The organism is Paraburkholderia sp. BL25I1N1 (assembly GCF_003002025.1).
Lineage (GTDB): Bacteria > Pseudomonadota > Gammaproteobacteria > Burkholderiales > Burkholderiaceae > Paraburkholderia.
The window spans coordinates 283,407-308,353 of the sequence record NZ_PVZB01000007.1 but is presented as its reverse complement, the minus strand read 5'-3'; the positions used below and the strand labels follow the sequence as shown (position 1 = coordinate 308,353).

The window sequence follows — 24,947 nt, the reverse complement described above, 5'->3', positions numbered from 1 at the left end:
AATACATAGAGCGTCAGCAGGTTCGGTGCAAACGGGCAGAGCAATCCAGGGACCATCACGGCGAGCACGGCGCCGATCGTGAAGCGCCTGAGCGTGAACGTCACGCCGAACCATGGCGCGAATACCATGGTGGCGACGTTGGTCGCTTCGAACAGGGTGGTCAGCCAGGTTCCGTCGTCCCGTCCGATCGAGAACGCGCCGCGAATATCAGCGAGCGCGACTGCGGTGACCTGTTCGTTCAGTATCGCCAGCAGAGAGGCCAGCAACATGCCGAGCAGGCCGATGGCGAGGCGTAGGGGCAACTGCGCTTCTGTGGACGTTTGCTGTGCCGGCGTCCATGTGGCGGGTACGGAGACAGGCGCCGACGATGGCGAAACCTTCGGCTCTCCCGTTCCAGTTAGCGGTGAGTTGGCGCTATTCATAAGAGTCCGGCCACCCGTATTTAATGGGGTATTACGTCGGAATTCCCCTGCCACGCCCGACGTCTGAAAAGACCCCGGACGCTCCGCAAAGAGGTCCGATTCGCTGACCTTATCGTTTTTCCTGCGCTAGTTCCAGCCGGTTCGCTCGCGTATTACTGCCACACTACGAGTTCATTTCATTCCAGAAGACAGGTCTGCTCTCCTGAGGTCAAAAAAGGTCGCACATCGGTCCATTCCACTCTCAAATCCAGCCAATGTCACCACAGTGACAAGGACAACACACTTGCCTGGAAATGATCTTTTTCCATTCGGCTACAGAACAGAACTCAGTAAAGGTGCAGCGACTTATGATTGGTGGCGCCCAGTGCTTCATGGGTTTTCGACGCATGCATCGGCATCCTGATGATCCCCGGTGCGATGGCATTCACGCGAATGCCTTTTCTCGCGTACACGATTGCCAGCGACTTCGTGACGGCGTTCGAACCACCCTTCGTCAGAGCTTTTCCGCAATCCCAACATTCGCAAGGTGGAGTGGCCTCGCGGCGCGCGCGTGCCTTGCAGACCTTGAACACGCAACAGTTGACCGGCAGTGAACAGTACTTACGTGTTGTTGCATGGCGGGTAATGACACGGGATGCAAGCCGTACTCTGCTGGAATCCAACGCTGTCGCCCGGTGATTCCTTTGCTACACTTGATCACGACGCGGACCTGCATGGCACCTGGTTGACGCTGACTACCGCGACTGAGTTGCGGATCTTCGCGACTCGATTCGATCGCTTCACCTTCAGCACATTCAACAGCATTACGGCCTGAAAGGGAGAAGGGCGTTAGCGCCGCCGTTATGCTCCCTTGTGTTGCCGAGCGACGCCGACTTCTCTGCCAAAGCCACAACGTCGCGCCCTGTCGCTGAAGCGGCACTTCACAACCGGCTGAGTCAAGAACCCGGTGTAAGCAGTTCACGAATTCACCAGCCGGGAATCACAATCAAGCGGTGATCCGACACGAGTACGTTGACGTTGTTGCGTTCATGGACTTGGCGCCGCGATTGCGCGGCCCCTGACGTCGGTCCTTATCACAGAGCATGCAATAGTGCAGAGGTGTCGCCATGAGTGAGTCTTCCGATTTCCGGAGCAGAACGTTAGCGCTTAATCACGGAGGCGGCCGCATGCCCGCGCTCGGATTCGGCACCCTGATTCCCGATGCAGCTACGACGATCAGTGCTACCGCAGCCGCGCTGGAAGCCGGCTATCGACACTTCGATTGTGCCGAGCGATATCGAAACGAGCGCGAAGTGGGCGACGCTCTGCGGACAGGGCTTGCTGCGGGAGGGATCGCGCGCGAAGACATCTTTGTGACGACGAAACTATGGAATTCGAATCATCGGCCCGAACGCGTCGAACCGGCGTTCGATGCAAGCCTTGAAAGACTCGGACTCGACTATCTCGATCTCTATCTGATCCATACACCGTTCGCGTTTCAGGCGGGCGACGAACAGGATCCGCGCGACGAAAACGGTGACGTCATCTACGATAAGGGCGTGACTTTGCGAGACACGTGGAAGGCGATGGAGGATCTCGTCGACGGTGGAAGATGCCGGGCTATCGGATTGTCCGACATTGGCCTTGACGAGTTGCGGCCTCTCTATGAATCGGCGCGAATCAAGCCGGCGGTGGTGCAGGTCGAAGCACATCCGTATCTTCCGGAAACGGAGCTCCTGGAGTTCTGCAAGGAGAAAGGAATCGTGTTTCTGGCCTTTGCGCCATTGGGTCATGGAATCAGGCCGGGGCCGCTCGAAGATCCGGTCATCGTGCGGATTGCCGAACGAACTGGAAAGACATCGGCACAAGTACTGCTTGCCTGGGCGATACAGCGTGGCGGAGCCTTGCTTACCACGCCCAGGACGGCGGCCCGCGCGCGCGAGAATATCGACGTCTCCGCGCTTCCGGCAGAGGCATTCGACGAGATCAACCGGATCGAGACGAGGCAGAGGTACAACGAAGTCGTCAAGACAGGCAGCCCCGGGTTTATTCCGCGGCGTCCGCAATAGATAGACCTGAACGGTATTGGAGGCACGCCATGCAGGAAGACAGAATACGTGAAGCATTGAATGCGCACTGGCAAGCGTCGGCGGTCGGCGATCTCGACGCGGAACACGCTATTTACCATGATGATGCCATCTGCGACTATCCCCAATCAGGGGAACGGATCATTGGGCGAAGCAATTTGCAGGCACTGCGGAGTCATCATCCGGAGAAGCCATCCGGTTTCAATGTCAGGCGAATCCAGGGTGAAGGCAATCTCTGGGTCACGGAGTACACCATCAATTACCAGGGGCGGGCGGCCTACACGGTAAGCATCATGGAGTTTTGTGACGACAAGGTCATTCACGAGACCCAGTATTTTTCGGATCCGTTCGAGGCGCCGGCTTGGCGGAGTCGCTGGGTTCAGCAGATCGCGTGACGCCGCCAGGTGGGCGCACGGCGCAGTAGCAAAAAGAAGGCTAAAACATGCGTAATCATCAGCACCGGCACGTAGATGATTGGAATCGCGTACGTAGCGCCCAACTCCCCCGCGCGCGCGGGAAGATCGGACTGGATAGCGTGATAGTAGTCGACGATGAGGTCGGTCGCCCCCACAAGATTGAAGGCTACGACGAACAACCAGAACAGTGGGCGTACCCGTGCTGTGAGTAGTGCCAGCATCGCCAGAACGCCGGTTGCGAAGTCACCGTATGCGGCGAACGCTGCGAAGCCGGCAGGCAGATCGGGACTGACCACACCCGGCAGAATAAAGACCAGCCCGAAGAAACGGAAGCTGTGCAACGTGGCGATGGCGCGTTGCGCTTCAAATGGGTCCATCGGCCTTAGCCTCGGCCAGACGTATGCGCGGAAGACAAGCAGCCACGCGACATATCCCAGCACGAGCTGCAATTGAAAGACAATTTCCGGTGACATGTTGCCTCCTGACAGATGTTGTCTGGCGCATTAAAGGCCATGATGAGGATCAGCCGGCGCGTCGCCGGATCAGCTGGCGCAGCGACAGCGCGTGCAGCAGGATCGACCCTGGCACCACGAACGCAGGAGTCAGCGCATCGGGATAAGCGCCGGCGCCGATGCTCGGCACGCTCGGAACGATCAACTGGAACGGGCCGGGCGAGGTGATCATCCCCAACGTAATCGCGACGGCGAAGTCCGCGAGGCCAAAGATGTTCCAGGCGATCGCCGCCTTCCGCCCTTGAGCCGCACCGCTCGCTGCCGCGATTGCGACCGGCACGGCGAACAGGCCGGTCAACACATCGCCAATTCCCGCCGGCAACGCGAACACGGCCGGCAGCTGCCCATGCAGCCAGGCGGCGAGCGCCCAACTGCCGAATACCCGGTAAAGCTGAAGAGCGACAAGCCAGCTCGCCGGCATCGCGTCGAGCACCCGCCCCATCCGCTTCGACAACAGCAGCACCGGCGCGCCGATCATCACCGGCATGAAGATCGCCAACGGCAACAACGGCAAGGGTGAGGCACCTGTGCGGAAGGCGCCATTGATCGCCGCGCTCCAGGCAACAGCAAACCAAAGCGTGTCTGGGATCATGACCGCCAGCCAGGTCGTACGACGTTCGCCCGGCGTGAGATCCGTGCTTTCGAGGCCGAGCCACAAACCCACCGCGATCAGCCCATGGGCCGTCAACTGATGAGCTGTGGTCGGAACGCCGCTGGTCGGGATAATCGGCTGCCAATAGATCAACACGATCCACAGCGCCACCAACGGGATGAGCCAAAGCAGGCTGCGCCACGCGGGCCTGCGCGGGACGATTTCAACGGCGACGGGGACGGCGGTCATCAGCGGTTCTCCAGGTGATTTCCAGCCTTCGGGGAATCGTTTTCGAACACTGCGGCCAATATGCCGAGTCTGCCTTCCAGGAGATTTCGGCCCAAGTTGGTCGCGAGCTGGGCGAAGTCCGGCCCCATCACCACGCCGAGATTGGGCGAGGGCGGCGGTCCCGACACACGCATCTGCGCAAACCAGGCCTTTGCGGTCTCGGTGTCGTCTTGCGATACCAGCGTGCGGAAACCTGCCTGTTCGATCGCCGCGTGCGTCGCATCGGCCGTGAGCAGAAAGCTCGTTGTCGGCGTCCGCGCCCAGGGAACGGGATAGTGCGGTTCGCCGCCGTTTGCGACGACGTCGAACGTCGCAAACCTGCCGCCCGGCTTCAGCACGCGTTGGATTTCCCGGTAAAGCCGAGTGCGCTCGGCGATGTTCATTGCCACGTGCTGCAGAAACACGGCGTCGAAATGGCCGTCGGCGAACGGCATTTCCAGCGCGCTGGCGGCACGGAACGACACCTGTTCGCTCTGCCCCGTGCGCTGGGTGAGATAGCGCGCGGCATCCACGAACGGCTCGCTGAGGTCGATACCTGTCACCTTACAGCCATAGGTTGCAGCCAGAAAACGGGCCGGGCCGCCGACACCCGAACCGACGTCCAGCACCGACATGTCAGCGGTGATTCCGGCCAATCCGGCAAGCTCGGCCGTGGCAGCAAGCCCACGGGTGTGAAACTGGTCGAGGGTGCCCAGTTGCCGGGGTGTGAGCGGCTCATTCTCCGGTCCAAAAACCGTGAGCGCGCTCTTCAGCCGCTCGGTCAGTCCGGTCGCACGATAGTGATCGCGCACGTCGTCAAGTGCATCGTTCATTGCAAGGTTCCTCCACGGTCCTGGCGGATGGTTCAGGGCTTGCGCGCCGACATCGGCGCGACTCCTCGTCCACAGGCATAGGTGTACCATCGTCTCTCGCGAGCGACTATTCATCACAATGTTGACGGGTTATGAAGCAGACCTTCACAGTCAGACAGGGCGCGCTCGATGGCGTTGAGGCGTTCCTGTGCGTTGCCCGGCATCGCAGTTTTCGCAGGGCAGCCGCGGAACTCGGCGTGACGCCTTCGGCGATCAGCCAGGCGGTGCGTGTGCTGGAAGAGCGCATTGGCGCAACGCTCTTCATACGCACCACGCGTAGCGTGGGCCTGACCGAAGCCGGCGAACAGTTTCTTTCGCGCGCAAAGCCTGCCTTCGAGGAGCTCGTCGCCGCCAGCGACGTTGCGCGCGGTCTCGGCCAGCGGCCCAGCGGGCTATTGCGTCTTTCAGTGCCGCGCGCGGTAGTGCCACTCCTGCTGGATCCCCTGATTGCATCGTTCCACCAGGCTTATCCCGAGGTCGAAGTGGAGATCGCCGCAAGCAACCACCTGATCGACCTTGCGACTGAAGGGTTCGACGCCGGTATCCGGCTGGGTCAGTTCGTCGACGCCGACATGGTCGCGGTGCCGTTGACGCCACCGCTTCGTTTCGTCGTCGTCGGCACCCCGGCCTACTTCGCAGGGCGCCGCCGGCCTGAGCGCACAGACGATCTGCGGCAACACGCGTGCTTGCGATGGCGCAAATCCAGCGGCGCGCTCGCGCTATGGTCATTCAACAACGGCGGCAACGCGATCGAGATCGCCGTAAGCGGCCCTTTCATCGCCCATGATTTTCCCACCATGCTGGGTGCGGCAATGGAAGGTATGGGTCTTGCCCAGTTACCTGAGCCGATGGTCGCCGAAGGACTGCGGACCGGAAAACTCATAGAAGTCCTGAAGCCGTTAGCGCCGGTGATACCGGGCGTGTTTCTGTACTACCCAAGCCGCCGGCAAGTCATGCCGAAGCTGCGCGCCTTCATCGATCATGTGAAGACCCGCCAGGCAAGCCAGGCCAAAGTGCCGCGTACAGAATGACGTTGCCCTGGTGCTATACACCCCACCTTAGCGCCGGCGTGTGCACCGCGCTGTCCCAATGCTTCGTCATCTCTTCGTCGAGCATGCACAGTGTGATCGAAGCGCCTGCCATCTCGAGTGAAGTGGTCAGCGCGCCCACCTGCACGCGCGCAATTTTCAGATCGCGCTTTTCAAGCCAGACGCGCGTTGAGTTGAAGAGCAGATAAAGCTCGCCAAGCGGCGTACCGCCAAGGCCGTTCACGAGCACCAGCAAGCCGGCCCCCGCAGGCGGCTTGAGGTCGTCGACGATAGCCGTTAGCAGCTCCCCCGCAATCGTATCGGCCGACGCAAATTTCGCGCGCCGCCTGCCCGGTTCGCCATGAATGCCGACGCCGACTTCGATCTCATCGTCGCCGATCTTGAAGGTCCGCGTGCCGGCTGCCGGCACCGTGCAACTGGAGAAAGCAACACCCATCGAAGCCGTATGCTTGTTGACCCGGTCGCCAAACATCTTGCATTCGTCGAGGTTCGCCCCGCTTTCAGCCAGGCTGCCCACCAGCTTCTCGACGATCACCGCGCCCGCAACGCCGCGCCGTCCGGTCGTATAGCTGGAGTTTTCCACCGCGACGTCATCATTGATGAGGACCATCGCATTCGGCGCCTCGGACATCTCCGACGCCATTTCGAAGTTCATCAGATCGCCTGAGTAGTTCTTCACGATGAAGAGCACGCCCGCACCGGTATCGACGGCCTTGGCGGCGGCCATCATCTGGTCCGGCGTCGGCGACGTGAAGATCTGGCCGGGGCAAGCGGCGTCGAGCATGCCATAGCCGACAAACCCTGAATGAAGCGGTTCGTGCCCCGAGCCGCCGCCCGATATCAGCGCAACCTTGCCAGGCTTCAGGTGCTTGCGCCGCACGAACACCGGTTCCCGATTGAGCACGATCAGATCGGCATGGGCTGCGGCGAATCCCGCCAGACTCTCGGCGAGAAAGTCGTCCACGTGATTGATGAATTTCTTCATGATCTCCCGCTCCTTTATCCCTTGTCTTGCGCAAGCCGCGCGCATACCGAAGCAATCATGATCTGGCTGGAGCGTGCGCCGGGATCGATATGTCCGCGCGAACGCTCGCCGAGAAACGACGCCCGTCCCTTGGTCGCCAGCATGTCGCGGGTCGCCAGCATGTTTTCCTCGGCGATCTGCGGCAGCGTGTCGAGCACCACGCGCGCCGCGGCGCTTTCCGCGGCCAGTTCCTCGAAGCGCTTCGCAACCGGAATCAACACGTCCATCATGGTCTTGCTGCCGAGGCCGGTCTTGCCGCGTTGCCCGACGGCCTCGACACCCGCCGCGAAGATGTGGGCGAAGCCGGCCACATCCATTGCATTGATCGCGGACGCTTTCGCCATGCCGTTGAGCAACGAGAAGAATAAAGGCCCGGACGATCCGCCCACCGTCGACAGCACCTTGGACGCCGCGATGTCCAGCGCGGGGCCGAAAGCTTCGGCCTCGATCTCCGCGCGCACCGCAAGCAGGGCGTCCATGCCGCGCAGCAGATTGAAGATGTGATCGCCATCGCCGATCTGCTGGTCGAGTGACGCGATCTCGTCGGTATGCTCCTTCAACGCCGCATAGGCAGAGTCGATGCACGCCATGACCGTTTTGCCGTTCATGTCGGGATCCTCCTGCCGTCGGCACGGAAATATAAAAGGCTGCGCGCCGGCAGCGACACGCCGACCGATTGCCCCGGCGAAAAATTGCGCTCTGCAATGGTCGTTGCCACGACGGCGGTTCCCGCTCGATCGAGAATCAGCAGATGGCGCAGCGGCGAATATTCGAGCACCGTCAGATTCAGTGCGTCCTGTGCGCCGCGCGCATCGCCCACGTCAGGGTCATGCAGCACGATATCCTCGGGACGGATGGCGACAGTCGCCGTTCTCGCCGGCATGTGAGCCGAATCGAACAGCGTGGGCGGCAGCAGGTTGATGGGCGGAGAGCCGAGCCGCTGCGCGGCGCTCAGCGACACCGGATTTCCATAGACCTCGCGCGGCGTGCCGATCTGCACGAGACGCCCATGGTCGAGAATGCCGATTCGATCCGCGAGCGTGGTCGCTTCGACCTGATCGTGCGTGACGTAGATGATCGTCGCGCCGATCGTACGATGCAGGCGCTTGAGCTCGATGCGCAACTCTTCACGCAGCTTCGCATCGAGCGACGACAGCGGCTCGTCCATCAGAAACACCTTGGGTTGCCGCACGAGCGCGCGCCCAATCGCCACGCGCTGCATTTCGCCGCCGGACAGATGCGTCGCCATGTTGTCGAGCTTTGATTCCATGTGCAGCATCTCCGCGACCGCGTGAACGCGCGCACGCACGTCCGCCTCGCTGCTGCGCCTTCTTGGCGAGCGCAACGGAAACGCCAGGTTGCCGAACACGGTCAGATGCGGGTACAGCGAATATTGCTGGAAGATAAACGCCACGTCGCGCTCGGACGGATGCACGCCGGTCGCGATCGCTCCGTCGATCAGCACGTCGCCCGCATCCGGCTGCTCCAGCCCGGCGATCAGACGCAGCGTCGTGGTCTTGCCTGCGCCGCTCGGACCGAGCAGCACCACGAACTCGCAGTCCATCACATCGATCGACAGATCGTCGACCGCGACGATATCGCCAAATCGTTTCGACACATTGCGCAACTGGATTTCAGCCATGAGCTTCTCCGTGTGCAGGAATCGTGTGAGCGGCACCTGGCAACAGCTGGCCGCTCTGCGCGTCGTACAGCAGCGTGCGCTCCTTGCGAAACGACAAACCCACCGGTGATCCGGCAGGCAGGCCGTCGTCTTTTCCAACCCGTACCCTCACCACGCCCAACGCGGTCTCGACCACCAGCACCTGATGCGAACCGAGGTATTCATCGGCAATCACCTTGCCGCGCAGCGGGCCGTGTTGATCGATCGCCACATGCTCGGGACGAATGCCGAGCAGCACGCGTTCAGCGGCGGCTTCGCAGTGGGGCACCGGGACCCGCGCGCCGTGCAGGCGGACTTCTTCGTGGCCCGCGTCCACGCCGCCATCGACTGGCAGGAAATTCATCGGCGGACTGCCGATGAAGTTGCCGACGAACACCGTCGCCGGAAAGTGATAGATCTCGTGCGGTGGACCGGCCTGCAGCAACTCACCCTTGTTCATCACGACGATGTCGTCAGCCATCGCCATCGCTTCGCTCTGGTCGTGCGTAACATAGACCGTCGTGGCGGCCAGCGCGTTGTGCAGCTTGCGCAGCTCGAGACACATCAGTTCGCGGAAATCCGCATCGAGCGTGCCGAGCGGTTCGTCCATGAGAAACGCCTTCGGCTGACGCACGATCGCGCGACCCAGCGCCACGCGCTGCCGATCGCCGCCTGACAGCCCGCCGGTTTTGCGATCGAGAATGTTCTCGATACGCAGCATGTGCGCGGCCGCATCCACTCGTGCCGCGATCTCCTTGCGCGACGCATGCTCGTTTTTCAGCGGGAAAGCGATGTTATTGCGCACCGTCATATGGGGATATAGCGCGAACATCTGGAAGACGAACGCGATATCCCGCTGACGCGCGCGCAACGCCGTCACGTCCTCGCCGTCTATTAAAATCTGGCCGGAAGTCGGCAACTCGAGGCCTGCAATCATGCGCAGCGTGGTGGTCTTGCCGCAACCCGATGGACCGAGCAATACGACAAAGCGCCCGGCGCCGATCGTCAGACTGGTGTCGCGTACCGCGACGAAGTCGTCGAAGCGCTTGTGAAGGTTGGCAAGAACGATCGTGGACATAATCTCAGTCCGGGAAATGGCTGGTCACGACAAACGCGAGCGCACCTACCAGGATGACCGGAAACGACCATGTGAACGCCGTCAGTGAAAACGGCTGCACGAGCATCACCATGCCGAAACCAATCAGCGCAGTCGACGCTGCTTCGCCGTAGCCACGACGCAGAGAGTGTCTTTGCGGAAAAACGGAGTCACGTTTCATTTACGCACCGCGCCGAAGGTGATGCCGCGCAATAAATGCTTGCGCAGTACCACAGTGAAGATAAGGATAGGCAGCACGAAAAGCGTCGTCGCCGCCGCGACGGCCGGCCAGTCCTGGCCACCTTCGCCGATGATGAACGGAATGAACGGCGGCATGGTTTGCGCATCGCCGCTTGTGAGCAGTGACGCGAACGCGTACTCGTTCCACGCGAAGATCAGGCAGAAAATCGCGGTCGCGGCGATACCGGTGATCGCCTGCGGCAGCACCACTTTGACGAAAGCCTGCAGCCGCGTGTACCCGTCGACGAGCGCCGCCTCCTCGTATTCGCGTGGAATCTCGTCCATGAACCCCTTCAGCAACCATACCGCCAGCGATACATTCACCGCCGTATACAGCACGATCATGCCGACATAGCTGTCGCTCAAGCCCAGTGCCCGGTACATCAGGTAGATCGGAATGGCGACCGCGATCGGCGGCATCATGCGGGTCGACAGGATGAAGAACAGCAGGTCGTCGGCGAGCGGCACCTTGAAGCGCGAGAACGCATACGCCGCCAGCGTGCCGAGAAACACGGCGAGAAAGGTCGAACCGAAACCGATCACGAGCGAATTCACGAACCGCGGCAGGACCTTCGACGGCCCCGCGATGACCATGCCGCGCTTGCGCACATCACGCTCGTACCAGGTGCGCGCGGGCGGCAGACTGGCGATGAACTCGGGCGTCTGTCGCGAACGGATCGTGAAGAGATTCACATAGCCTTCCATCGACGGCTGAAACAGCACGACAGGCGGATAGGCAATCGCGTCTTCCTGCGTCTTGAAGCTCGTCAGGAAGATCCACACCATGGGCAAGGTTGCAAGCAGCGCGTAAGTGATGACAACTGCCGCCGCGAAGCGCTTGCCGCGCGGCGACGAAGCCACCACCGAGTGTTGGGTAGCTGTCGGTCTCATCGCTGTTTCACCCGGTTCAGCGCCTTGACGTAGATGTTCGCCGCACCGAACACCGTCACGAACAGAATGATCGCCAGGGCCGAGGAATAGCCCGTCTGCCATTTCTCGAACGCGGCACGCTTTAAAGTGATGGACACGGTCTCGGTGACCGAACCCGGACCGCCCGAAGTCAGCAGGTTCACCATGTCGAACATCTTGAAGTTCTCGATGCCGCGAAACAGCACGGCGAGCATCAGGAACGGCAAGGTCATCGGCAACGTGATCGACCAGAACTGCCGCCACGGTGTGGCGCGATCCACTTCGGCCGCTTCGTAGATGTAGTCGGGAATCGACCGCAGGCCGGCGAGGCAGATGAGCATCACGTAAGGGGTCCACATCCATGTATCGACCATCACGATGGTCCACGGCGCGAGTGACACATCGCCGATCATCTGGAACGAGCCGGGCGCAATGCCGGTGAAGTAGCCGACGATATCGTTGAAGAGGCCCGTTTGCGGTTGCAGCAGAAAGGTCCAGAAGTTGCCCACGACCGCCGGCGACAGCATCATTGGCAGCAGGATCAGTGTGGTCCAGAAGCTATGACCGCGAAACTGCCGGTTGATCAGCAACGCGAGGCCGAAACCCAGTAGAACCTCGAGCCCGACCGACCAGAACACGAAACGCGCCGTCACCTGCATCGCGTACCAGATGTCTTCGTCGGTGAGAATGTCGACGTAGTTGTCGATACCGACAAAGCGCGCCGGCACGCTCGGCATATTCGACTTGAAGTTCGTGAACGACAGACGTAACGCCCAGATCAACGGAAAGATGTTGATCGCGAGCAGCAGCAGGATTGTGGGGAGAATGAACAGCCACGCAATGGTCCTGTCCGATAACCCGGCCAGACGTGTGCGCGCACGCGCCGACGCCCGCGACTCCAGTCCCGCTGACGAAAAAGGCTTGTTGGCCAACATGCCTCGCTCCTTTAAGTGAACCGGCGGCAGCCGTGCAGGGGGCGCCGGTCCAGTCCCGGACACACGCTAATTCTTGCCTTCGGCCTTGAAGACCTTGTTCCAGTCTTTGACCAGCAGATCGAGCGCCTCTTTGGCCGTGCCCTTGTCGGCCACCACATAGTCATGCACGCGCTTCTGCATGTCGAGCAGCAGTTCCGCATAGGCGGGTTCAGCCCAGAAGTCTTTCACGATCGACATCGACTTGAGGAATGCCGGCGCAAAAGGTGCACTCTTCGGAAAGTCGGGCGCATCCACCACCGACTTCGCCGCCGAATAGCCGCCTAACTGCCACCACTTCTTCTGTACATCGGGTTGCGCGAACCACTTGATGTATTCAAGTGCGTCTTCCTTGTGGTCCGAGTACGACACAACCGAGATGCCCTGTCCGCCGAGCTGCGTGAACTGCTTGGTCTCACGCGGATTCACGAAGAAGCCGATCTTGTCGCCGCCCACGTTCGGGTCTTTGTAGAGTCCTGGGAAGAACGCAAACCAGTTCATCTGCATCGCCACCTGACCAGACTTGAAGGCGTCCAGTCCTTCCTGCATGTATGCGTTGGTCATGCCGGGCGCCGTGCAGCACTTGTAGAGCGCCTTGTAATACTCCAGCCCTTTGACCGCGCCCGGCGAGTTGACGAAGCCATCCAGGTGATAGGGTTTCTTGGGGTCTTCATATTCGAAGCCGAAGTTGTAAAGCGCGTTGGTCACCCCCATCGTGATGCCTTCTGAACCGCGCTCCGTAAAGATATAGGCACCGTATACGGTCTTGCCGTCGATCTTGCGGCCCTGGAAAAACTCCGCGGTTTGCTTGAGTTCGTCCAGCGTGGTTGGCGGTTCGAGTTCGCGTTTATATTTCTGCTTGAACTCCGCGCGCAACTCAGGGCGCGCAAACCAGTCCTTGCGATAGGTCCAGCCGACCGCATCGGCCATGGCCGGCAACGCCCAGTAGTTCGGCGTATTCTTCGGCCACTCCGCATAACCGACAACCGTCGCCGGTACGAAGTCGTTCATCGATATCTTGTTCTTCGCGAAAAAATCGTTGAGCTTGACGTAGTGCCCGTTGACCGCCGCGCCGCCAATCCACTGGCTGTCCCCAATGATCAGATCACATAGTTTGCCATGCGAATTAAGTTCGTTGATAAAGCGATCGGCGTAACTTGTCCATGGCACGAACTCGAACTTCATCTTGATGCCGGTTTTGCTGGTGAAATCCTTGGACAGTTCGACGAGTGCGTTGGCCGGGTCCCATGCCGCCCAACATAAGGTCAACTGCTTGTCCTGTGCTTGCGCGCCCGTTGCCATGCCGAGTCCCAACGATACTGTGGCCGCCGCCATTACCCTTGCTGACGTAAGACGTAACATTTGTCTTCTCCTTGTCTTTCTCGGGTCTCCAACCTGCTGTGGAACAGCGCCCATGCGCCGGGTGCTGTGTTTCGGCTCCAGCGGACTCAGACGCGAATCCGTGTGTCGCGAGCTTCAGGCATGCGCATTCTCACGAAGATAAATCCGGGTTTCCGGCGTTGGGATGGCGAGCGCGCCACGCACGTCGTTAAAAAAATTGATGGCGGCGAGGCCTGCCCAATGAACGATGCCGCGCACATCCTGATCGAGGATCACGTCGATCGCACGCTCGGAGAGTTGCGCGCGAGTCTCCGCGGTGCATTCATGCCCGATCAGTACCAGACGTGCCTTGTCGCCGGATTCCTGCAACGCCGTTGCGATGCCTGAGATGCCGCCACCCGTCACATAAACCCCGACCAGATCCGGGTAACGCGCAAGGAGCCCCTGCACGGCAAGACCTGCGCCGTCGTCATCTTCGGCGAAGTCCGGTTCGGCAATCCAGCGCAGATTGCGAAAGTCCTCTTCCAGCACCTGCGATAAGCCGGTGCGTCGTTCCAGTTGATCGTGCAGGCGCGACGAGGCCGATAGAATCGCCACCGTGCCGAGCCGCGCGCCGAGAAAGCGGCCCATCAAAAGTCCCGCGGTGCGTCCGGCAATCCGGTTGTCGACGCCGACATACGCAACGCGGCGACTGGCGGGCAGATCGGAGAACACCGTGACAACGGGCACACCCGCATCGCTCATATCCTCAACGAGGCGTTCGACCGCTGGGTAGTCGAGCGGCACAAGCACGAGTGCGTCGTAGTCGATCACCTGCTCAGCGAAAGCAATGGTGTCGCGATGAGTCGTGAAATCGCAGCGGTAGAACGACGGAATGATGCGGTGCTCGCGAAAGAAGCTGGCGGACAGCGCGATATTGCGCTCGACGTGGTCGAGGAAACGCGAATTGACCTGAGGGAGTACGAAGGCCACGCGATACGTATTGATCTTCGCCGGGCGGCCGCGGCTTGCGCGCTCGTCGCGCAGGGCCGCCAGCGCGAGATGGACGCGCTCCGCCGTTTCCGGGCGCACAGCCTGGTCGTCGCGCAACACACGATCGACCGTGGCGACGCTAACGCCCGCACGACGCGCAATCATCATACGTGTTGCCGGCATGTGGCTCTCCGGTGCCAGCCCAGAAGCTTTTCGTTAAGGTAGTTTTTCCGGAGAGAAATGCAAGTTTTTTTGCGGCAATAAACGCATCATTCTTGATGGTATTGGTGAACCGCGTTTCGGCTCACATGAGTGAACGCATGGATTGCCTAAATCAGTGGGCGGTGCGTTGCACAAAATTTCTGGTCAACTGCCTCCATGGAGCACCGGCACGACTCCGGCGACCGGCGCGAGATTACCGCTAATTCAATCCTCGATAAGCTCCACAGACTTCGTTAGCGAATCAGCGGAACGGAACACTAGAAGCGCGTGCGCATGCCCACCGTGCCGACCACCTGGTTCGCCGTCGACGACGCACCACCGGCCGTATTGATGAAGGCCACAACGTTCTGGCCGATCGCATGCTGATACATGCCTTCGGCGTAGACATCCGTGCGTTTGGAAAGCGCGTAGACAGCCTGCAGATTGACCTGGTTCCACTTCGGATCTGAACCGTACTTCGTTCCCGTGGCATTGAACGCGCCCGACAGATGAGCATCGGTATACGTGTCAGTGATGCCTAGCGTAACCGCTGGTGTAAGCGTGTACTTGGCGTTCAACTCATAGTTGTCGAAGTGCTGCGAACCGTTGTTGAGGTTGAAGGACTGCGTGCCCTGATAATGGCTGTTCGTATACACGAATCCGACGACTGCCGGTCCGAAGGTGTAGCTCAGACCCGCGCCGAACGTGCGCTGGACGTCTGCCCCGAACCTGAAGCCACCCGTCGTCGACGCCGCTTCGCCGAGGTCAACTGCACCGCTGGCGTTCGCCTGGGGGACGGCGCCATTGCCGTTGATTTGGAGGTAGCCGGCAGCCATTTTGAACGGGCCGTAATCGAAACTCGCTCCCGCACTGTATGCGCGGTTCAGCGTGAAGTCGGTACTGTTCGAGAAGGCATAGAGGCCGCCGAACTTCAGGCCTGCATAGTTGCTGCTCGTGTACTTGACCGCGTTGCTCATCCGTAGCGTGTGGTTCAGGTTGTCGTTGTCGAACGGGTGCGCGAAGCCTGTGTCGCCGAACGTGCCGGCGGTGCCCGACAACGGTGCCAGGAAGTCCACCAGCGAGTCATATTGACGGCCCAGTGTCACCGTACCGAACTCGCTGCTCAGGCCCACAAACGCCTGTCGGCCAAACATCCGGCCGTTCTGGCCAAGCCTGCCGTTTTGAACGTTGAAGCCGTTTTCCAGCACGAAAATTGCCTTCAGGCCGCCGCCGAGGTCCTCGGCGCCCCGCATGCCGAAGCGACTGCCATTAATGTTGCCGCTGGTTGCCTGAACAAGGCTGCCGTGCGCAGTGGCGGAGGTCTTGACGTTGTTCGTATACATCAGACCAGCGTCGATGAGGCCGTACAGGGTGACCGAACTCTGTGCATGGGCAGCCGAAGCAGCGAATGCAGCAGATACGGCGAGGGCGACAGGGATTCGTTTCATGACTTCACTCCAATGGGCGGGGGGCGAGACAGAAAGCAGGGCGCGAGGATGAAAGGCAGGAAACTGCATGATGTCATTTCAAAGCTCGATTGACCGGTGCGTTTCGTCGAGCCAATTCGTCATAAATCCGAAATAATTTTGACGAACCCTTACTGCAAAAGGCGCGTTGCTATTGCTCCCGCCCAATCCGCCACGCATCGCCGTTGTATTGAAGCGACGGAGTGGGCTCGCGGGTATCCCACCGGGCCGAAAGCACGACGATGGCCAGTCGCCGCGTCAATACGTGTAAGAGGCAATCACGCTTTTAATCTTTTCCAGCGACTCGCGGAGTATGGGCAAATCAACCGAGCCCAGCGCCACGCGAATCGCGTGGGGTACATGCTCCGAAGTCGAGAAAGGCTCCGCCGTCGAGACAGAGATTCCGTCGCGCACGAGCGCCATCGCCACCACGTCGGCGCGAACCTCTTCCGCGAGAGGAAGCCAGACGAAGTAGGACGCGGGATGGCAAACGCGCCGCACTCCGGCGAGAACCTCGGCGGCCATCGTTTGGCGGACCGCCGCATCGCGACGCTTCTCTGCCTCCAGACGTGTAACCGTGCCGTCGTCCAGCCAGCCGCAGGCAATGGCGGTCATCACGGCGGCTGTGTTCCAGGTGGTGGCCCGAATAGCACGCTCGATAGGTGCGACCCAGCGATCGGGCGCGGCGACGAACCCGACACGCAGGCCGGTCGCGATGCTTTTCGACAGACCCGAGACGTACACCGTCGTTTCAGGGGCGAGCGCCGCCAACGGGGGCGGTGGGTCGTCCGCGAGGAAGGCATACGCGGCGTCCTCGATAATGAGCAGCCCGTGCTTGCGGGCAATCGACACCAGTTGGTGCCGACGCTGCGCATTCATGACCGAGCCTAGCGGGTTATGGAGTGTCGGCATCGTATAAATGGCGCGCACTTTTCTGCTTCGACACAAGAGTTCGAGCGCGTTCAGGTCGGTGCCCAACTCCGAAACCGGAATCGGCGCCAGTTCGAGCCGGATCGTTTCGGCGAGGACCTTGAACCCCGGGTAGGTCAATGCGTCGACCGCGACCACGTCGCCGGGCTTCAGGAGCGCCAGAGCGGCTGCGGTCAAACCATGCTGCGCGCCGTTCACGATCACGACCTGAGCGCCTTCGACGGCGAGTCCCCGGCACGCCAGGTGACGCGCGACAATCTCGCGTTCATGCGTCCGGCCTCCATGTGGCTGATATCGGAGTAGCGCATCCAGGTCGCCGGAGGACGCGAGTTGGCGCAACGCGCTTCTGAGCAGTTCGGCCTGGCCGGGAAGCGACGGATTGTTGAAATTGAGGTCCGCCAGGCCCGCGTCGCCGGCATGCTGGTCGATGCCCAGGCGCGCAGGCAAGGCTATTTCCCGTACGAAAGTGCCACGGCCCGTTTCGCCGCTGACCAATCCCATCGCGTCCAGCTCGGCATAAACCCGCGACGCGGTGACGAGCGCGAGTCCCTCTCGCGAGGCGAGCTGGCGGTGAGTCGGCAGGCGTGTGCCGGGCGCGAGGCGTCCGCTGCGAATGTCGCTCGCCATTCTGTCGACCAGCAATTTGTAGCGGGGCGTCGGCATGCGCGAATGTATCCATGACAATTATTTGATTGTATTGATTCTCGGCCATAGGATGGCACATCGCAACTGTGTTTGCGCCGTTGTGGGACTGGCCGGCTTTCATTGGCGTAGGCTCGTGAAACGGCGGCGAACAGTACGCGCCCCTCGGCTCACGGACGACATCATGCACATCGCCATTCTTACCTTCGAAGGCTTCAACGAACTCGACTCGCTCATCGCCCTCAACGTGCTCAATCGCGTCAAGAAACCGGGCTGGCGGGTGTCGATCGCCAGTCCCACCGCGCGAGTCAAGTCGATGAATGGCCTGGTCATCGAAGCGCAGGCTACGCTGCAAGAGGCATGCAATGCCGATGCGGTGATCGTGGGCAGCGGCGTGCGCACGCGCGAAGTCGTCGCCGATACCGCGCTGATGGCGCAGTTGCAACTCGATCCATCCAAACAGCTGTTGGGCGCGCAATGTTCCGGCACGCTGGTTCTTGCGAAGCTGGGGCTGCTCGACGGCGTGTCGGCATGCACCGATCTCACGACCAAACCGTGGGTTCAGGAAGCCGGTGTCGCCGTGTTGAATCAGCCCATTTTCGTCAGCGGAAACATCGCGACGGCCGGCGGGTGTCTGGCCGCGGTGTATCTCGCCGCCTGGGTCATTGCCCGGCTGGAGGGTATCGATGCAGCGGCGAGCGCTCTGCATTACGTCGCGCCCGTCGGGGAGAAAGAGGACTACGTGTCTCGCGCGATGGGGCATATCACGCCGTTCCTCGAAGCGAAGCTGAAGACGGCATGAGCGAACGAGGTAAGCCGCCTACGCGCTCCCCCTGAATATTCCTCGTATGAAACCCGCTATTTAAATCGCGTTGCAGACCGCGGCGCCCCGCCTGCGGACTGCACAAAAACCAACACGCGTTCCACGACAACGTTTGCGCCGATTCAAACCGCCCGCATCGGTATGTTTGGCTATTTACAAAAACGGCAGCTACCGAAATACTCCAGCCACAACTTGAAAGTTACGTGTCAACGAGAAGTCATGCCAGTTCGTTTACTACGGACGTCATCCGTAGCGGGTCGGCGCAACTTCTAATTCGCTTCCTCCCATAAACACAGCGTTTCCCCCAGGTTGGCAGCAGTCCGGGGTAAATATTACCAACGATTACAAACCGGCTCGTCGTTCGCAGGAAGAGTCCGGAAGGTCAGCAGCGCATGAAAGCATTAAGTGTTCTCCACAGCGAGTCGTCGCGGGGGTGGGGAGGGCAGGAAGTTCGCACGCTCAAGGAGATGATCGCGTTGCGGGCGTTGGGTCATCACGTCGAGTTGGTGTGTCCGGAAGACGCGCGTCTTGGCATGCGCGCGCGGGCCGATGGCTTCGCCGTGCATCACGCGCGTATGCGGGCCGGCGCCGATCTGCGCTCCATGCTCACGATACGCGCGCTGCTCGCGCGTCGCCGCTTTGATGTGCTGAATACGCACAGCGGCCATGACAGCCTCGTTGCCGGTATGGCCGGGCGGCTCGCGGGGACGCCGTTCATCGTGCGCACGCGGCATCTTGCGTTGCCGATCACGTCGCTTGCCACGTACAACTGGATTCCCCATCGCGTGGTCGCGGTCAGTCATCACGTGCGTAACTATCTGATCTCCGCGGGCGTGCAGGAAGACCGCGTGGAGACGATCTACGACGGCATCCTGAAGCCGGAAACGGCAAGCCGCTCCACGTTGCGGGACGAACTCGGACTGGACGCCGATGCGGTGGTCGCCGGCATGGTGGCGATCATGCGCGAGAAGAAGGGCCACGAGGATCTGATCGCAGCCGTCGCGCCGATGCTGGCCGAGCGCCCCAATCTGCATGTCGTGATGGCGGGGGACGGCGTGTGGTTCGAGAAAATCAAGGCGATTGTCGACGGCATGGGCCTCGCGCATCGCATTCACTTGCTCGGCTTTCGCACCGACGTGACCAACGTGCTGCGCGGCTGCGATCTGTTCGTTTTACCGACGCATCAGGAAGCGCTCGGCCAATCGTTTATCGAAGCGATGGCGGTGGGTTTGCCGGTGATCGGCACGCGCGTGGACGGCGTGCCCGAGTTGATCGACGACGGCGTGAATGGCCTGCTCGTGCCGGCGCATGACGTCGATTCGCTGCGCGGCGCGCTCGCGCGTCTGATCGACGATGCGCCGCTGCGCGCGCGCCTGGGGCTCGCCGCGCGTCTGAAGACCGACAGCCGCTTCACGGTGGACGCCATGGCGAACGAGACCGTCGACTGCTACATGCGCGGCATCTATGCCGGGCGCACTTACTACGGTGAAGGGCGGGCGGCGGCATGACGAAGTTCGCGCGCGCGGTGCCCGTGCTGATGTATCACCACATCAGCACCTCGCCGGGCATGATCACCGTCTCGCCGGAACACTTTGCCGCGCAAATGGCGTATCTGGCCGGCGCGGGCTATACGACCATCGGCAGCGCGCAGCTGTCGGCTTATCTGGCGGGCGAGCCCTTGCCGAAGAAGGCCGTCGTGCTGACCTTCGACGACGGCTATCTCGACAACTGGGTGCACGCGCATCCGATTCTCGAGGCTCACGGATTGACCGCGTTGTGCTTTCTGGTGACGAGCTGGATCGGCGAAGGGCCGGTGCGTGCGCACGCGCGATCGGGCGGCACGCTGCCGGCGTTGCTCAATCATCGTGAGGGCGAGGTGGCGATCGAAAACGGTGAACCCGATCACGCGATTCTCCGCTGGTCGGAGATCGATGCGATGCGCGAAGCCGGCACGTTCGAATTTCACAGTCATACGCATAGCCACGTGCGGTGGGATCGGGTGTCCGCCAATGCAGAGGAAAAGTGCGCCGGACTGACACGCGATCTCGCCAGCGCACGTGCCACGCTCGAGCAAAAACTGGGCGCCGTGTCGGATCATCTGTGCTGGCCGCAGGGATACCACGACGAGGACTATCGGCGCATCGCGGCTGCGGCCGGCTTCCGGCACTTTTACACGTGCGAGACGGGTTCGAACTATGCGGGACGCGACGATGGCGCGGCGCGCTCGATCACTCGCCTCGAAGTGCGTGACAGGCCGGCCTCGTGGCTGGCTTCGCGGTTGTGGGTGCATACGCGGCCCGCGATCAGCCGCGCGTATCTGAAGATCAAACGGTAACGCGCCGGAGTCGTGCTCTGCGCCGCAGGATTCTTTCCCTGGGCCCGCTGTTGCTATGACGCCCCATGCCGGGCCGCTTCATCACAGTTGCGACTCGATCGGCAACAAACCCAGAAACCAGATGCCGACGCGCTTCATGCGCGACACACCGGGCTCGTCGAGTTCGCTGACCTTGCCGTCCGGCGCGGTGTCGATCCAGACGATCCGGCTCGTGCCGTTCGCATTCGTGCGGGTTTCAAGCCGCCATGCGAGCTGATCCAGCTTCGGCTCGACGCCGTCCGTGACTTGCGCGGCGAGTGGGGCGCTTTCGCAGTACACGCCGATTTCCGTATTGAGCGTGATCGACCGAGGGTCGAGATTCATCGAGCCGATGAAGATGCTGGTCCTGTCGAACACATAGGTCTTCGCATGCAGCGAGGCTTTCGACGAACCCAGAATCGATTTCTTCTTCTCGCCGGCGTCCTTGTCCGGCGCAGGCTTCAATTCATACAGATGCACACCCGCGTCGAGCAGGTCCTTGCGATAGCGCTGATATCCGGCGTGAACCGCGGCGACGTCGGTGGCGGCGAGCGAGTTCGTCAGCACCGTGACGCGCACGCCGCGCCGCGTCTGCGCGCGCATCCATGCCACGCCCTTTTTGCCGGGCACGAAGTACGGCGAGATGATCAGCACTTCCTTCGCCGGCTCGATACTCAACGCATTGAATTGCGATAGCAGATGTCCCTGCGGGTCGTCCGGCGAACGGGTGATCTTGGCGGGATCGTCGTAGAGAAGCGTCGCCTTGCCCCAGGAGAAGTCGGTGTCGCGCGCTTGCAGCGTGTCGCGCAGGCGTGCTCTCACCTGCGTGACGTAGGCCGAATCGTGCTCGGCGGCGACGAACGCCGTGAGCTTCGCGCGATAGGCCGGCAGCGCGTCCGGCTCGGCCGCATGTCCGGTCAGGCTGGCGATCGGGTATGCGGCATCCGAGTTCCAGAATTCGTCGAAGGCATTCGAGACCTTATGGACCACGGGCCCGAAGGTCAGCACGTCGAGGTCGCCGAAGTCGACCTCGCTGGACGCGCCGAAGTATTCATCGCCGATATTGCGGCCGCCGAGAATCGCGGCCTGGTTGTCCGCGATCAGCGCTTTGTTGTGCATGCGCCGATTGACCCGGCTGAATTCGAGCACGGTACCCAGCTTCTTGAAGCTCCGGCTGGCGATCGGATTGAAGAGCCGTACTTCGATGTTGGGGTGTGAGCTGATGGCGAGCAGCACTTTGTCGTCGGCGCCCGTGCCCAGATCGTCCAGCAGAACGCGAACCCTGACCCCGCGATCGGCGGCCTTGAGCACCGCGTTGGCGAGGTGGCGGCCGGTCAGATCGTCGTGCCAGATGTAGTACTGCAGGTCGAGCGTGCGCTCGGCTGTCTCAGCCAGCACGACGCGGGCGAGCAGGGCGTCGACGCCGTTGGGCAGCAGATGGAACGCGCTGTCGTCGGGATGCTCGCGCTCCTGCGGGATGAAGGCGGTGGCGAGACGCGTGCTGTCCGTGTCGGTCAGTGCGTGCGTCGTGGTACGGCCTGTTTGCGGCGGCAAGCTCGCGCAGGCGGACACCAGCGTGATCAGCAAGACTGCAACGAGACCGCGGAACGTCGCCATGGTTGTGCCCTTCGATCGTGCGTATCCGTAAGATAGCCGCAAGCGTGGGGCACGTCGAGCGCGGCGCACGGACCGTGCGGCCGCCTCGACACAAGCACGGTCTCAGTTCAGCGCGACCGCTGCGGCGGCACTGACCGGTGAGCCTTCGATCGCCACCGATTGCGCGCCGTCCGGGCCAACCGGCACGTCGCCGACGAGCGTCGTGCGATACAGTTGCCGGTCGAACTCGAGGTCGAAAATATCCGTGGGCGCGAGATGTGCCGTCGCCCGGTTGTCCCAGAACGCGACGCTGCCGGCCTCCCATTTGAAGCGCACGGTGAACTCCGGCCGCGTCACATGTTCCCACAGCAGTTCGAGCAACACCTGGCTTTCGCGCGGGCTCACGCCGACGATCGACTTCAGAAAACTCGGGCTCACATAGAGCGCCCGCTCGCCCGTTTCCGGGTGAACCCTGACGAGCGGATGTTCGGTGACGAGCGTGCGCTGCTCGACCGCCTGGTTGAACGCCTCCGTGCCACTCGCGCCGGCCGGCGGCGTGAAACGGTGCAGCCCACGCAGACCGTCGACGAACGCACGCAGCGGTGCGGAAAGCTTTTGATAGGCAGCCACCAGGTTGGTCCACTGCGTGTCGCCGCCGTAAGGCGGAATCGTCACGCCGCGCAGGATCGACGCCCACGGCGGATTGAGCGCGGCCGTCACGTCCGTGTGCCAGCCGGTCCAGGGTCGTTGCAGCGTTTGCCCCTCGAAACGCGTCGCTTTGCGGTACTTCGAAATCGAGTAGACCTCCGGATGACCGTCCACGTGACCGAACACCGGATGCCCCAAGGTCGGTTCGCCGAACTGCGCCGAGAACGCGACGTGCTGCTCATGCGTGAAGAACTGCTCACGAAAGAAAACGACGCGCCACTTCAGTAGCGCCGCGCGAATCTCCGCGACCTGGCGCGCGTCCAGTTTCTGCGTGAGATCGACACCATGAATTTCCGCGCCGATATGCGCGGAAAGCGGCGTGACCTGAATCGACTCGATGTCCTGCACTGCGGCTGCATTCATGAAAGGCTCCTGATGTCCTGATGTCTTTGTGAAGAAAAGATATGCCGTCGCTCGATCAGCTCGCTATGGCGGCTACTTGCTGCTTCGCTGACACATAACGATTCACAGGGCGCGGCAACCCTAGGTTTTCGCGCAGCGTGCTGCCCTCGTATTCCGTGCGGAACAGTCCGCGCCGCTGCAACTCCGGCACCACCAGTTCGGCGAATTCCGTCAAGCCGCCTGGCAACCATGGCGACATGATGTTGAAACCATCGGCACTTTCTTCTTCGAACCATTGCTGCAACTGATCCGCAATGCTCTTTGGCGTGCCGACCACCTGCTGATGCCCACGCGCGCCGGCGATGCGCAGATACAGATCGCGAATCGTCAGGTTCTCGCGCCGCGCGAGGTCGAATAGCAGCCGCTGACGGCTCTTGCCGCCGTTCGTTTCCGGCAATTCGGGCAGCGGGCCGTCAACGGGATACTGCGAGAGATCGACACCGCCCGACATATTCGACAGCAGCGAGAGACCCACGGTCGGATGAATCAGGTCCTGCAGCGCGGCGAATTTCTCCTCGGCCTCCTCCTGCGTGCGGCCGACAATCGGGAAAATGCCCGGCATGATCTTCAGATGATCCGGCGCGCGCCCATACTTCGCGAGACGCCCTTTGACGTCGCGATAAAACGACTGCGCTTCCTCGAGCGTTTGATGCGCGACGAAGATCACCTCGGCGGTTTGCGCGGCGAGCTCGCGCCCCGCCTCGGACGCGCCGGCCTGCACGACGACCGGCCAGCCCTGCGGCGAACGCGCGACGTTCAGCGGCCCGCGCACCTTGAAGTGCTTGCCCGCATGGCCGAGCACGTGCAGTTTGTCCGGGTCGAAGTAGACGCCGCTCTCCTTGTCGCGCAGAAACGCATCGTCTTCCCAGCTGTCCCACAGGCCGGCCACCACGTCGTAGAACTCGCGCGCGCGTTCGTAACGAACCGCGTGATCGGGATGGCGCTCGAAACTGAAATTGAGCGCCTCGGATTCCGTGCTCGACGTGACGAGATTCCAGCCCGAACGGCCGCCGCTCAGATGATCGAGCGAGGCGAATTTGCGCGCGAGGTTATAGGGTTCGTTGAACGTGGTGGAGACCGTCGCGATCAGGCCGACGTGTTTGGTCACGACCGAGAGCGCCGACAGCAATGTCAACGGCTCGAAATGATCGGCGCGCGCGGTGCGGGACAACGAAGGCAGATTGGTGTCGCGCACGCTCACGCTGTCGGCGAAAAAAATCGCGTCGAATTTGGCGCGCTCGGCTATCTGCGCGAGTTCCGCGTAGTGCGCGAAGTCGAGGCCGCCACTCGCATGCGCGTCGGGATGCCGCCATGCGGCGATGTGATGGCCTGTCTCCATCAGGAAGGCGCCCAGTCTGATCTGCCGCTTCGGCTGTGTTTCACCGCTCATCGTCTGCTCCATGAAGATTCGTTGTGT

General features: G+C 61.6%; 24 protein-coding genes and 2 pseudogenes. 7 read left to right on the top strand and 19 right to left on the bottom strand.

The window, feature by feature from the left end; all coding sequences use genetic code 11:
* Both B0G73_RS13400 and B0G73_RS13395 read right to left on the bottom strand, forming a co-directional pair.
* A pseudogene (locus B0G73_RS13400) lies at window positions 1–422 on the bottom strand (EmrB/QacA family drug resistance transporter); the annotation flags it as partial.
* 356 nt (window positions 423–778) lie between these two features.
* Window positions 779–922: pseudogene (locus tag B0G73_RS13395) on the bottom strand (SDR family oxidoreductase); the annotation flags it as partial.
* A gap of 134 nt (window positions 923–1,056) precedes the next feature.
* Between B0G73_RS13395 and B0G73_RS40470 the strand changes: the two are divergent.
* The 3 genes from B0G73_RS40470 (at window position 1,057) to B0G73_RS13380 (ending at window position 2,883) form a co-directional block, all read left to right on the top strand.
* Window positions 1,057–1,236, top strand: coding sequence for a hypothetical protein (locus B0G73_RS40470; protein WP_106281395.1), 180 nt, complete (start codon window positions 1,057–1,059; stop codon window positions 1,234–1,236).
* Window positions 1,237–1,528: 292 nt separating this feature from the next.
* On the top strand, window positions 1,529–2,470 hold the full coding sequence (locus B0G73_RS13385; RefSeq protein WP_106281393.1) for an aldo/keto reductase: 942 nt from the start codon (window positions 1,529–1,531) through the stop codon (window positions 2,468–2,470).
* A 29-nt stretch (window positions 2,471–2,499) separates the two neighbouring features.
* Window positions 2,500–2,883, top strand: a complete 384-nt coding sequence (locus B0G73_RS13380; protein ID WP_106281391.1) for a nuclear transport factor 2 family protein — start codon at window positions 2,500–2,502, stop codon at window positions 2,881–2,883.
* Here B0G73_RS13380 and B0G73_RS13375 read toward each other — a convergent pair.
* Genes B0G73_RS13375 through B0G73_RS13365 form a run of 3 tightly spaced genes read right to left on the bottom strand, consistent with a single transcriptional unit; the run spans window position 2,868 to window position 5,108 of the window.
* A complete protein-coding gene (locus tag B0G73_RS13375) occupies window positions 2,868–3,377 on the bottom strand; it encodes a hypothetical protein (RefSeq protein WP_106281389.1) in 510 nt (169 codons plus the stop codon). The genes B0G73_RS13380 and B0G73_RS13375 overlap by 16 nt on opposite strands.
* Before the next feature lie 49 nt (window positions 3,378–3,426).
* Complete coding sequence (locus B0G73_RS13370) at window positions 3,427–4,257, bottom strand: MFS transporter (RefSeq protein ID WP_106281387.1); 831 nt, start codon at window positions 4,255–4,257, stop codon at window positions 3,427–3,429.
* The gene (locus tag B0G73_RS13365; RefSeq protein ID WP_106281386.1) at window positions 4,257–5,108 is read right to left on the bottom strand and encodes a class I SAM-dependent methyltransferase; all 852 of its coding nucleotides are present in this window, start codon (window positions 5,106–5,108) and stop codon (window positions 4,257–4,259) included. Before B0G73_RS13365 ends, B0G73_RS13370 begins: the two co-directional genes overlap by 1 nt.
* Before the next feature lie 131 nt (window positions 5,109–5,239).
* Here B0G73_RS13365 and B0G73_RS13360 point away from each other — a divergent pair, with 131 nt between their 5' ends.
* Window positions 5,240–6,178 carry a LysR family transcriptional regulator gene (locus B0G73_RS13360; protein WP_106281385.1) on the top strand — a complete coding sequence of 313 codons (939 nt, stop codon included), beginning with the start codon at window positions 5,240–5,242 and terminating at the stop codon, window positions 6,176–6,178.
* Between the two features lie 13 nt (window positions 6,179–6,191).
* Here B0G73_RS13360 and dhaK read toward each other — a convergent pair whose 3' ends face one another.
* The 11 genes from dhaK to B0G73_RS13305 form a co-directional block, all read right to left on the bottom strand.
* Window positions 6,192–7,181 carry a dihydroxyacetone kinase subunit DhaK gene (gene dhaK, locus B0G73_RS13355; protein WP_106281383.1) on the bottom strand — a complete coding sequence of 330 codons (990 nt, stop codon included), beginning with the start codon at window positions 7,179–7,181 and terminating at the stop codon, window positions 6,192–6,194.
* Between the two features lie 14 nt (window positions 7,182–7,195).
* Window positions 7,196–7,828 (bottom strand): dihydroxyacetone kinase subunit DhaL, encoded by a 633-nt coding sequence (dhaL, locus tag B0G73_RS13350; protein WP_106281381.1) that lies wholly within the window; start codon window positions 7,826–7,828, stop codon window positions 7,196–7,198.
* The gene (locus B0G73_RS13345) at window positions 7,825–8,862 is read right to left on the bottom strand and encodes an ABC transporter ATP-binding protein (protein WP_106281379.1); all 1,038 of its coding nucleotides are present in this window, start codon (window positions 8,860–8,862) and stop codon (window positions 7,825–7,827) included. The genes dhaL and B0G73_RS13345 overlap by 4 nt, the downstream gene beginning before the upstream one ends.
* On the bottom strand, window positions 8,855–9,958 hold the full coding sequence (locus B0G73_RS13340; RefSeq protein ID WP_106281377.1) for an ABC transporter ATP-binding protein: 1,104 nt from the start codon (window positions 9,956–9,958) through the stop codon (window positions 8,855–8,857). Before B0G73_RS13340 ends, B0G73_RS13345 begins: the two co-directional genes overlap by 8 nt.
* 4 nt (window positions 9,959–9,962) lie before the next feature.
* Entirely contained in the window at window positions 9,963–10,157 is a 195-nt protein-coding gene (locus B0G73_RS13335; protein ID WP_106281375.1) for a hypothetical protein, read from the bottom strand.
* A complete protein-coding gene (locus B0G73_RS13330) occupies window positions 10,154–11,107 on the bottom strand; it encodes a carbohydrate ABC transporter permease (RefSeq protein ID WP_106281373.1) in 954 nt (317 codons plus the stop codon). The genes B0G73_RS13335 and B0G73_RS13330 overlap by 4 nt, the downstream gene beginning before the upstream one ends.
* A complete protein-coding gene (locus tag B0G73_RS13325; RefSeq protein WP_106281371.1) occupies window positions 11,104–12,060 on the bottom strand; it encodes a carbohydrate ABC transporter permease in 957 nt (318 codons plus the stop codon). The genes B0G73_RS13330 and B0G73_RS13325 overlap by 4 nt, the downstream gene beginning before the upstream one ends.
* A 66-nt stretch (window positions 12,061–12,126) precedes the next feature.
* A complete protein-coding gene (locus B0G73_RS13320; protein WP_106281369.1) occupies window positions 12,127–13,458 on the bottom strand; it encodes an ABC transporter substrate-binding protein in 1,332 nt (443 codons plus the stop codon).
* A gap of 114 nt (window positions 13,459–13,572) precedes the next feature.
* A complete protein-coding gene (locus B0G73_RS13315; RefSeq protein WP_181196542.1) occupies window positions 13,573–14,592 on the bottom strand; it encodes a LacI family DNA-binding transcriptional regulator in 1,020 nt (339 codons plus the stop codon).
* Between the two features lie 296 nt (window positions 14,593–14,888).
* On the bottom strand, window positions 14,889–16,058 hold the full coding sequence (locus tag B0G73_RS13310; RefSeq protein ID WP_106281365.1) for a porin: 1,170 nt from the start codon (window positions 16,056–16,058) through the stop codon (window positions 14,889–14,891).
* A 276-nt stretch (window positions 16,059–16,334) separates the two neighbouring features.
* Window positions 16,335–17,669 carry a PLP-dependent aminotransferase family protein gene (locus B0G73_RS13305; protein WP_106281363.1) on the bottom strand — a complete coding sequence of 445 codons (1,335 nt, stop codon included), beginning with the start codon at window positions 17,667–17,669 and terminating at the stop codon, window positions 16,335–16,337.
* A 163-nt stretch (window positions 17,670–17,832) separates the two neighbouring features.
* Between B0G73_RS13305 and B0G73_RS13300 the strand changes: the two genes are divergently transcribed.
* The 3 genes from B0G73_RS13300 (at window position 17,833) to B0G73_RS13290 (ending at window position 20,806) form a co-directional block, all read left to right on the top strand.
* A complete protein-coding gene (locus tag B0G73_RS13300; protein WP_106281361.1) occupies window positions 17,833–18,450 on the top strand; it encodes a DJ-1/PfpI family protein in 618 nt (205 codons plus the stop codon).
* Between the two features lie 413 nt (window positions 18,451–18,863).
* Window positions 18,864–19,979, top strand: a complete 1,116-nt coding sequence (locus B0G73_RS13295) for a glycosyltransferase family 4 protein (RefSeq protein WP_106281359.1) — start codon at window positions 18,864–18,866, stop codon at window positions 19,977–19,979.
* Window positions 19,976–20,806: a polysaccharide deacetylase family protein gene (locus B0G73_RS13290; protein ID WP_106281357.1), complete on the top strand. Its 831-nt coding sequence runs from the start codon at window positions 19,976–19,978 to the stop codon at window positions 20,804–20,806. Before B0G73_RS13295 ends, B0G73_RS13290 begins: the two co-directional genes overlap by 4 nt.
* 81 nt (window positions 20,807–20,887) lie before the next feature.
* On the opposite strand, the gene B0G73_RS13285 is transcribed toward B0G73_RS13290, so the two are convergent.
* The 3 genes from B0G73_RS13285 to B0G73_RS13275 all read right to left on the bottom strand — a co-directional run bounded on the left by B0G73_RS13285 (window position 20,888) and on the right by B0G73_RS13275 (window position 24,920).
* On the bottom strand, window positions 20,888–22,441 hold the full coding sequence (locus B0G73_RS13285; RefSeq protein ID WP_106281355.1) for a phospholipase D family protein: 1,554 nt from the start codon (window positions 22,439–22,441) through the stop codon (window positions 20,888–20,890).
* A 102-nt stretch (window positions 22,442–22,543) separates the two neighbouring features.
* The gene (locus B0G73_RS13280; RefSeq protein WP_106281353.1) at window positions 22,544–23,491 is read right to left on the bottom strand and encodes a TauD/TfdA family dioxygenase; all 948 of its coding nucleotides are present in this window, start codon (window positions 23,489–23,491) and stop codon (window positions 22,544–22,546) included.
* A 55-nt stretch (window positions 23,492–23,546) separates the two neighbouring features.
* A complete protein-coding gene (locus B0G73_RS13275) occupies window positions 23,547–24,920 on the bottom strand; it encodes an LLM class flavin-dependent oxidoreductase (protein ID WP_106281449.1) in 1,374 nt (457 codons plus the stop codon).
* Between the last annotated feature and the right edge of the window lie 27 nt (window positions 24,921–24,947).

Excerpts from the sequence above, each read along its gene's own strand:
- B0G73_RS13330 (WP_106281373.1), bottom strand. The coding sequence starts at position 11,107 with ATGAGACCGACAGCTACCCAACACTCGGTGGTGGCTTCGTCGCCGCGC.
- B0G73_RS40470 (WP_106281395.1), top strand. The coding sequence starts at position 1,057 with ATGCAAGCCGTACTCTGCTGGAATCCAACGCTGTCGCCCGGTGATTCC.
- B0G73_RS13345 (WP_106281379.1), bottom strand. The coding sequence starts at position 8,862 with ATGGCTGAAATCCAGTTGCGCAATGTGTCGAAACGATTTGGCGATATC.
- B0G73_RS13290 (WP_106281357.1), top strand. The coding sequence starts at position 19,976 with ATGACGAAGTTCGCGCGCGCGGTGCCCGTGCTGATGTATCACCACATC.
- B0G73_RS13360 (WP_106281385.1), top strand. The coding sequence starts at position 5,240 with ATGAAGCAGACCTTCACAGTCAGACAGGGCGCGCTCGATGGCGTTGAG.
- B0G73_RS13295 (WP_106281359.1), top strand. The coding sequence starts at position 18,864 with ATGAAAGCATTAAGTGTTCTCCACAGCGAGTCGTCGCGGGGGTGGGGA.
- B0G73_RS13280 (WP_106281353.1), bottom strand. The coding sequence starts at position 23,491 with ATGAATGCAGCCGCAGTGCAGGACATCGAGTCGATTCAGGTCACGCCG.
- B0G73_RS13320 (WP_106281369.1), bottom strand. The coding sequence starts at position 13,458 with ATGTTACGTCTTACGTCAGCAAGGGTAATGGCGGCGGCCACAGTATCG.
- B0G73_RS13275 (WP_106281449.1), bottom strand. The coding sequence starts at position 24,920 with ATGAGCGGTGAAACACAGCCGAAGCGGCAGATCAGACTGGGCGCCTTC.
- B0G73_RS13375 (WP_106281389.1), bottom strand. The coding sequence starts at position 3,377 with ATGTCACCGGAAATTGTCTTTCAATTGCAGCTCGTGCTGGGATATGTC.
- B0G73_RS13380 (WP_106281391.1), top strand. The coding sequence starts at position 2,500 with ATGCAGGAAGACAGAATACGTGAAGCATTGAATGCGCACTGGCAAGCG.
- B0G73_RS13340 (WP_106281377.1), bottom strand. The coding sequence starts at position 9,958 with ATGTCCACGATCGTTCTTGCCAACCTTCACAAGCGCTTCGACGACTTC.
- B0G73_RS13310 (WP_106281365.1), bottom strand. The coding sequence starts at position 16,058 with ATGAAACGAATCCCTGTCGCCCTCGCCGTATCTGCTGCATTCGCTGCT.
- B0G73_RS13285 (WP_106281355.1), bottom strand. The coding sequence starts at position 22,441 with ATGGCGACGTTCCGCGGTCTCGTTGCAGTCTTGCTGATCACGCTGGTG.
- B0G73_RS13315 (WP_181196542.1), bottom strand. The coding sequence starts at position 14,592 with ATGCCGGCAACACGTATGATGATTGCGCGTCGTGCGGGCGTTAGCGTC.
- B0G73_RS13385 (WP_106281393.1), top strand. The coding sequence starts at position 1,529 with ATGAGTGAGTCTTCCGATTTCCGGAGCAGAACGTTAGCGCTTAATCAC.
- B0G73_RS13300 (WP_106281361.1), top strand. The coding sequence starts at position 17,833 with ATGCACATCGCCATTCTTACCTTCGAAGGCTTCAACGAACTCGACTCG.
- B0G73_RS13365 (WP_106281386.1), bottom strand. The coding sequence starts at position 5,108 with ATGAACGATGCACTTGACGACGTGCGCGATCACTATCGTGCGACCGGA.
- dhaK (WP_106281383.1), bottom strand. The coding sequence starts at position 7,181 with ATGAAGAAATTCATCAATCACGTGGACGACTTTCTCGCCGAGAGTCTG.
- B0G73_RS13305 (WP_106281363.1), bottom strand. The coding sequence starts at position 17,669 with ATGCCGACGCCCCGCTACAAATTGCTGGTCGACAGAATGGCGAGCGAC.
- B0G73_RS13335 (WP_106281375.1), bottom strand. The coding sequence starts at position 10,157 with ATGAAACGTGACTCCGTTTTTCCGCAAAGACACTCTCTGCGTCGTGGC.
- B0G73_RS13370 (WP_106281387.1), bottom strand. The coding sequence starts at position 4,257 with ATGACCGCCGTCCCCGTCGCCGTTGAAATCGTCCCGCGCAGGCCCGCG.
- dhaL (WP_106281381.1), bottom strand. The coding sequence starts at position 7,828 with ATGAACGGCAAAACGGTCATGGCGTGCATCGACTCTGCCTATGCGGCG.
- B0G73_RS13325 (WP_106281371.1), bottom strand. The coding sequence starts at position 12,060 with ATGTTGGCCAACAAGCCTTTTTCGTCAGCGGGACTGGAGTCGCGGGCG.